This is a genomic window from Mycobacterium sp. UM_Kg27 (assembly GCF_000972905.1).
In the GTDB taxonomy this organism is placed as follows: Bacteria; Actinomycetota; Actinomycetes; order Mycobacteriales; family Mycobacteriaceae; genus Mycobacterium.
In genome coordinates, this window is sequence record NZ_JRMM01000208.1 from 1 (window position 1) to 4835 (window position 4835).

The window sequence follows — 4835 nt, forward strand, 5'->3', positions numbered from 1 at the left end:
TGTGTATAAGAGACAGGGCCAGGCGTGCAGTGTCTGTGACGCTGTGACCCGCGTCGAGCGCTGCCCGCGCGATGTCGATCCGGATCGTTTCGACGTAGCGGGCCGGGGTGAATCCCAGTTCCGAGTGAAACAGTCGGGTGAGCTGACGTGTGCTCATCGATGCTCGTGCGGCAAGGGCTTTCACGCTGTGTTCGGCACTGGGATCAGCCGCGATCGAATCGAGAACGCCACGTAGCGCCGACCCCGGTGGGGGATCGCTCTCCACGAGGACCGAGAACTGTGATTGCCCGCCAGCACGTTTGAGGTATACCACCAGAGCGCGGGCGACTTGACGGGCCAGTTCGGTGCCGTAATCCTGCTCGACCAGGGCCAGTGCCAGGTCGATGCCCGACGACACACCCGCCGAGGTGAAGACGTGGCCGTCACGGACGAAGATCGCGTCCGGCTCGACGTCGATGTCGGGGAACGCGCGCGCCAGCCGCGCGGTGTGGCGCCAATGGGTGGTCGCGCGACGTCTGCTGAGCAGGCCGGCCCGGGCCAGAATGAACGCGCCCGTACACACCGACGTGAGACGAGTTCACCGTCGACGGCGTCACCGCCGCCACCGGTGTGGGCACTGGGGATCTGCCCCAATCGGCTCGGTGTATGACGTGCTCAACTTCGGTGGCGGCTTCGTCAACGTCTACACCGCAATCCCGGGTCTGGAGGGCGCCGAGGGCACCGTTACCGACATCTTGGTGACACCGTTGGGGAACGTGGACCTCAGCGCGCTGTTCGAGGGCTTCGACGCCTCCGCGCTGATGGATCCGGGGGCCGCGTTCCTCGGTCTGGACATCTAGGTAGTCCAGTCGTCACGACGGCCCAGGCGGAAGGCACCTACCGCCTGGGCCGGGTGCTTCTCATCGCAAGATGCTGCGCCCGCGCCGGTCCGGAGAATCATTGGACGCTGGAATCCGGGTGTAATGCGGCTGTTTCCCAGCTATTTTCGGCAACAAACTCGCCCAAGGGCTGGCGGTAGGCCCACTCGTCGATCTCCAGCGCCGGCCGGTCCGGGAACTCCGGGACCGGACCCAGGCACAGGATCGCCACGGGCTCCGCATCCGAGGGCATGCCCAGCAGTTGCGCCAGCTGCGCAGGTTCGAACAGCGACACCCAGCCCATGCCCAGCCCCTCTGCGCGGGCCGCCAGCCAGAGGTTTTGAATGGCGCACGACACCGAAGCCAGATCCATCTGCGGCAAGGTACGGCGACCGAAGATGTGTGCCTGCCTGCCGTCTCGCAACGCCACCACCCAAAGTTCGGCGCACTCGCGGATACCTTCCACTTTCAGCGCCAGGAACTCCTGCTCGCGGCGGCCCAGTGCCTCGGCGGTGCGATGACGCTCCTCGTCGACCAAGGCATGGATCCGCTGCCGGAGGGCGCCGTCGGTGATTCGGATGAACCGCCACGGCTGCATGAGGCCCACACTCGGTGCGGCGTGGGCCGCCGCCAACAGGCGCGCTAAGACGTCGGGCTCGACTGTGCTGCCGGGCACGAATCGGCGCATGTCGCGCCGCTCGGCGATCACCCGGTACACGGCTTGGCGCTCCTGCACGGTGAACGATGGATCAGCCACGGGATCATGGTAGGAGCCACACGAAGGGACGCTCGTCATGAAACGTTCGCAACTGCTCGACCACTTCTCAGCCGGTGCCGCCGCAGACCTTGTCTACGGCGAACCCCACCAGACCGCGGATGGGGCGACGGTGATCACCGCTGCACGGGTGACCGCGTCGGGCCCGGACGGGTCGAAGGTGAGTGCGACCCCCCTCGGGGTGATGGTGATCCGCGGCGAGCAGGCCAGGTGGGTGGCCGCGGTCGATGCGAATCGGATCGCGCTGGTAGGGGTGCTCACCGGGTTGTTGTCCGCGGTCATCGCGTCTCTGGCGGTACTGCGCCGCCCGCCCTGGCCGGACCTTCGCGGTGGCGAAACTTCCCGCGGCGGGAAGTAACTGGTGTCGCCTTCGACCGCGCGTGCCGCGGCACTGATCTCGATGGCGGCCGCGGTGGCGGTCTACGTACTGATGTTGGTGGGCTATCGGCAGGGCTGGACCTGGCTGGCCGAGGTCGACACCGCCGCCTTGGACGCGAGCTACGACGTCGCCGTCAAACACCCGATCTGGGTCCGGTTCTGGGATGGCATCTCCACGGTTTTCGCACCGGCGGTGTTCCGGGCGGTGGGCATGGTGGTGGCCCTGGTCGCGGTGCTGCGTCACCGGCTGCGCGCCGCGCTGTTCCTGTTGGTTTCGGTGGAGGCGAGCGGTCTGCTGACGGTAGTGGCCAAGGGCTCGGTCGGGCGGCCGCGGCCGGTGACGGCTCTGGTCTCGGCGAGCTCGACCTCGTTTCCGTCCGGGCACGCGCTGGGAGTGATGATCGGTGTCGGCGCGCTGGTGCTGTTGGCGCTGCCCACCCTGCGGCGCAATGCCCGGGTGGCGGCCGTGAGCGCCGGCGTGCTGGTGGTTGCGGCGGTCGGTGTGTCTCGGGTAGCGCTCAACGTGCACCACCCCTCCGACGTGCTGGCCGGCTGGGCGCTGGGCTGGGCTTATCTGACGGCGTGGGCTCTGGCCCTGCAACCGTGGCGGCGACCGGGGTTGACCGGATCCGCCGGCGCGCCGCAGGATGGCCATCATGACCAGCAGTAACGCCGACCCGGTCGATGTGCTCGTGTGCTCCCGCAAGGGCTGCAGCGCCGACGCGGTGTACGGCATGCTGTGGAACAACCCGAAGCTGCACACCCCCGAGCGGCGCAAGGTTTGGCTGACGTGTGCTGAACATCGTGAGTACTTCCGCGACTATCTGTCGTCCCGTGGCCTGCTCAAAGCCGAGGCGCCGGTCGAAGACCTGCCGCGCCGGCAGGGGTCGTGAACACCGCGTCGTGAAAGCGGCCACCTGAACCCCGGCACGCCGTGAGCGGTGTTTGACCCGGTCCTGACATGCACAGATGATGAGTGAATGCGCCGACTTGTGAGCGTGTTCAGCGCTGCCCTGTGCACGGTTGCTGCGGCGCTGGCCGCGGCCCCGGGAGCCCAAGCCGACGTCATTCCCTGGTTTGCCCGTTCGGTAGGCAATGCCAATCAGGTGATTTCGGTTGTCGGAGTGGGCGGTTCGGACGCCAAGATGGACGTCTACCAGCGCAGCGCGACGGGCTGGCAGCCGGTGGCCGCCGGCATACCGACTCATGTCGGTTCGGCCGGCATGGCAGCCAAGGCGAAGAGCGGTTATCCGGCCACCCCGATGGGTGTATTCACCTTGCCGTATGCGTTCGGCACCGCGCCGAACCCCGGTGGGGGACTGCAGTATGTACAGGTCGGACCGGATCACTGGTGGGACGGTGACGACCACAGCCCGACGTTCAACACCATGCAGGTGTGCAAGAAGGCGCAATGTGCGTTCGACACCAGTGAGAGCGAGAACCTCGAGATCCCGCAGTACAAGCACGCTGTGGTGATGGGGGTCAATACCGCTCGTACCCCCGGGGACGGCGCCGCCTTCTTCTTTCACACCACCGACGGCGGCCCGACCGCGGGCTGTGTGGCGATCGACGATGCCAAGCTGGTGCAGATCATTCAGTGGCTGCGACCGGGCGCGGTCATGGCGATCGCAAAGTAGTCCGTCAGCCCTCTTCGCAGTAGGACGCTCGGGCGATGCTGACGAACTGCGACGCCCGGGTCAGGGTCAGGCTGGGATTGGCGTTCTTCACGGCCTTGGCCGCCTGATTGGGCGAGTGCCCCCCGGCCAGGTATTCGCACACCGAATGCCCGCCGGCGACGGCGTCGGCGGCATCGGGGTAGGAGATGCCCATCTTGTCGAGGGCGCCGAGGAAGCCGTTGTCATCGGTGTCGGCAACCGCCGGTGCAGCCAGGCCCAGCAGGCCGGCCACCGCGAATGCGCTTACGGCGAGTGTGCGGGGCATGCGAATGGCCATCGTCTTCCTTGTCGTCAATCGGTGATCGAGTCGGGGCAGAACGCCACTTGGGAGAACGTCACGAACCGGGCGGCGTTCTTCACCGACATGCTGCGATTCGAGATCCGCACGGCGCGTGCTGCGGAATCTACGTGATGGCCGGTCCCGAGATAGGCGCAGACTTCCCGGCCGACGGCGACCGCGTCGGCGGCGTTGGTGTACTCGATCCCCGCCTGTTCGATGGTGCTGATGAATGTGGCATCGGGATCGGGTTCGGCATAGGCCGTCGGGGCCAGGCCTGTCAGGGCCGCGGCGGTCGCCGCGGTCACGATCCATCGGGCGTGTTTCACAGTGCCAAAGCATTCTCGCCGTGGATTAATCCGTCGCAGCGACGACATGAACGCCAGATGAATACCGCCAGCCTGGCAAGTGCCTGGAAAGTAGCTGGAGAAATCACAATTCACAGATGTTCTCCCGTTTGAACGCCCAACCTTAACCTCCGATTCACCGATCAGGCGTTTGCTCATTCCCAGCAAGCTAACAATCAGCTGGCCACAAAACGGCTCGCGCCGAGGGGGTGTGATGTTCCTGGACTACGGTGTGCTTCCGCCGGAAATCAATTCGGGGCGCATGTATTCCGGACCCGGATCGGGTTCGTTGCTGACCGCGGCTACGGCCTGGGAGAACCTGTCCGCTGAGCTGCAGACCGCCGCGTCCAGCTACGACTCAGTGACCTCAGGACTGGTCACCGGGGGGTGGACCGGCCCGTCGGCTGTGGCGATGGCGGCCTCTGCTGCGCCGTATGTGACCTGGCTGCGTGGTGTCGGCGTTCAGGCCGAAGCCACGGCTCGCCAGGCAACCGCCGCGGCGGAGGCCCTGTCTCTTATACACAT

General features: G+C 66.5%; 9 protein-coding genes and 1 pseudogene. 6 read left to right on the top strand and 4 right to left on the bottom strand.

Annotated features, from left to right (window positions below; genetic code table 11):
- A pseudogene (locus LI94_RS20265) lies at positions 1 to 614 on the bottom strand (helix-turn-helix domain-containing protein); the annotation flags it as partial.
- 27 nt (positions 615 to 641) lie between these two features.
- Between LI94_RS20265 and LI94_RS20270 the strand changes: the two are divergent.
- Entirely contained in the window at positions 642 to 839 is a 198-nt protein-coding gene (locus tag LI94_RS20270) for a hypothetical protein (RefSeq protein WP_046302339.1), read from the top strand.
- 97 nt (positions 840 to 936) lie between these two features.
- Here the strand turns inward: LI94_RS20270 and bluB are convergent, their stop codons facing one another.
- Positions 937 to 1614, bottom strand: a complete 678-nt coding sequence (gene bluB / locus LI94_RS20275) for a 5,6-dimethylbenzimidazole synthase (RefSeq protein ID WP_152664890.1) — start codon at positions 1612 to 1614, stop codon at positions 937 to 939.
- Positions 1615 to 1651: 37 nt separating this feature from the next.
- On the opposite strand from bluB, the gene LI94_RS20280 reads away from it, so the two are divergent.
- The 4 genes from LI94_RS20280 (at position 1652) to LI94_RS20295 (ending at position 3647) form a co-directional block, all read left to right on the top strand.
- Positions 1652 to 1990, top strand: a complete 339-nt coding sequence (locus tag LI94_RS20280) for a hypothetical protein (RefSeq protein ID WP_046302341.1) — start codon at positions 1652 to 1654, stop codon at positions 1988 to 1990.
- A 3-nt stretch (positions 1991 to 1993) separates the two neighbouring features.
- On the top strand, positions 1994 to 2680 hold the full coding sequence (locus LI94_RS20285) for a phosphatase PAP2 family protein (protein ID WP_192831012.1): 687 nt from the start codon (positions 1994 to 1996) through the stop codon (positions 2678 to 2680).
- A complete protein-coding gene (locus LI94_RS20290; protein WP_024443343.1) occupies positions 2667 to 2903 on the top strand; it encodes a hypothetical protein in 237 nt (78 codons plus the stop codon). The genes LI94_RS20285 and LI94_RS20290 overlap by 14 nt, the downstream gene beginning before the upstream one ends.
- An 87-nt stretch (positions 2904 to 2990) precedes the next feature.
- The gene (locus LI94_RS20295; RefSeq protein ID WP_024443344.1) at positions 2991 to 3647 is read left to right on the top strand and encodes a L,D-transpeptidase family protein; all 657 of its coding nucleotides are present in this window, start codon (positions 2991 to 2993) and stop codon (positions 3645 to 3647) included.
- Positions 3648 to 3651: 4 nt separating this feature from the next.
- Here the strand turns inward: LI94_RS20295 and LI94_RS20300 are convergent, their stop codons facing one another.
- Complete coding sequence (locus LI94_RS20300) at positions 3652 to 3951, bottom strand: DUF732 domain-containing protein (protein ID WP_036458367.1); 300 nt, start codon at positions 3949 to 3951, stop codon at positions 3652 to 3654.
- A 26-nt stretch (positions 3952 to 3977) separates the two neighbouring features.
- Complete coding sequence (locus tag LI94_RS20305) at positions 3978 to 4292, bottom strand: DUF732 domain-containing protein (RefSeq protein WP_024443345.1); 315 nt, start codon at positions 4290 to 4292, stop codon at positions 3978 to 3980.
- Between the two features lie 238 nt (positions 4293 to 4530).
- On the opposite strand from LI94_RS20305, the gene LI94_RS20310 reads away from it, so the two are divergent.
- The coding region (locus LI94_RS20310) for a PPE family protein (RefSeq protein WP_152664891.1) at positions 4531 to 4835 on the top strand (305 nt) is incomplete at its 3' end.